The 1,600-nt window shown below is 67.3% G+C and carries 2 protein-coding genes; one reads left to right on the top strand and one right to left on the bottom strand.

Going from position 1 to position 1,600, the window contains the following annotated elements:
- The coding region (locus IT40_RS26380) for a LysR family transcriptional regulator (RefSeq protein ID WP_036761476.1) at window positions 1–432 on the bottom strand (432 nt) is incomplete at its 3' end.
- A gap of 167 nt (window positions 433–599) precedes the next feature.
- Between IT40_RS26380 and IT40_RS26385 the strand changes: the two genes are divergently transcribed.
- Window positions 600–1,600, top strand: a 1,001-nt coding sequence (locus IT40_RS26385) for a mandelate racemase/muconate lactonizing enzyme family protein (protein WP_036761474.1), incomplete at its 3' end; no start/stop codon positions are given.

Here is a 1,600-nt window from a genome sequence, read left to right on the forward strand (position 1 = left end):
GGCATAGAACAGGCACAGGTCGAAGGGCGTGCGCTTGAGATCCGGCGGATCCTCCAGCGCCGTGACCGAGATGTCCACCTGTGCCAGCGCCGCGCGCAGGGCGGGCAGGCGCGGTGCAAGCCACAGCTGCGCCAGGGCCGGCGAGGTGACGACATGGACCCGGCGCGGCGCGGCATGGCGCCGAAGCTCGCGCACCGCATGGCCAAGGGCATCGAAGGCCGCGATGAAACCCGGCGCGACGCGCTGCCCCAGCGGGGTCAGCCGGACGCCATGCGCCCGGCGCTCGAACAGGGTGGCGCCATAGTCCGCCTCCAGCGCCTTGATCTGGGCGGTGACGGCCCCCGGCGTCACCATCAGCTCGTCCGCCGCCTGCCGGAAACTGCCAAGCCGCGCCGCCGCCTCGAAGGCGCGCAGGGCGTTCAGGGAAGGCATCCTGCTGAAAGGCGGCGAAACCGGCATGATCCCCAGACTCAGATTTTCTGATCCTTGTATAGTGGAAAACTGATTTGCGGCAAGCGCGGCCGCCATGGAAATCCTGCCCCGTGAACAGATCGCACCGCCTTGGGCGGATGCGCCACCCGGCAGGAAAGAGGACCGCCATGAAGATCTCGGCCATCGAGCTTTACGAATACGACCTGACCTATGCCCATGGCACCTATGCGATGTCCAAGGGCCGCTCGGCCAGGCAGCAGCCCTCGAACCTGGTGCGGGTCGTCACCGATGATGGCATCGAAGGCTGGGGCGAGGCGGCGACGCTGTCGGGGAACTACCTGCCGGTTTTTGCCGCCGGCACCCGCGCAGCGCTGCGCGAGCTGGCGCCCTTGCTGATCGGCCAGGATCCGCGCCGGACCAGCCATCTGCAGCGGCTGATGTCGAGCGTGCTGATGGGCCAGGCCAATGCCAAGAACGCCTTCGACGTGGCTTGCTGGGACATCTTCGGCAAGTCGGTCGGCCTGCCGATCGCCGAGCTAATCGGCGGCGTGCTCAGCGCCGAGCTGCCGATCTTCGAGGCGGTGCCGCTGTCCTCGGTCGAAGACAGCATCGCCTATGTCCAGAAACGCAGCGCCGAGGGCATCCTGCGCTACCAGATCAAGATCGGCGACGATCCGGCCAGGGATGCCGCGCGCGCCCGCGCCATCGCCGAGGCCTTCCCCGAGATCTTCTTCTTCGTCGATGCCAATGCCGGCTATACGCTGCTGGAAGCGCAGGTCGCGATGCGCGCGCTGGACGACACCGGCATGTTCTTCGAGCAGCCCTGCCGCGAACTGGCCGATTGCGCCCTCCTGCGCCGCACCGGCCGCCTGCCGATGATCATGGACGAAACCGTCCTGAACCACGCCGATCTGTATCGCGCGAAATACGAGGTCTCGGCGGCGGCGGTGAACATCAAGCTGGGCCGGCTGGGCGGCATCACCCCGACGGTCGCCCTGCGCAATGCCGCGCAGGATCTGGGCATGCATTTCGCCATCGAGGATGTCTGGGGTGGCGACGTCACCTCGGCGGCGGTGTCGCATGTGGCGGCCAGCTCCAGCCCCGAACATCTGCTGCACACCTCGTTCTTCAACGACTGGACGAACGAGCATGTCGCCGGCTATCAGCC

Origin of the sequence: Paracoccus versutus (assembly GCF_000763885.1) — a bacterium.
Classification (GTDB): domain Bacteria; phylum Pseudomonadota; class Alphaproteobacteria; order Rhodobacterales; family Rhodobacteraceae; genus Paracoccus; species Paracoccus versutus.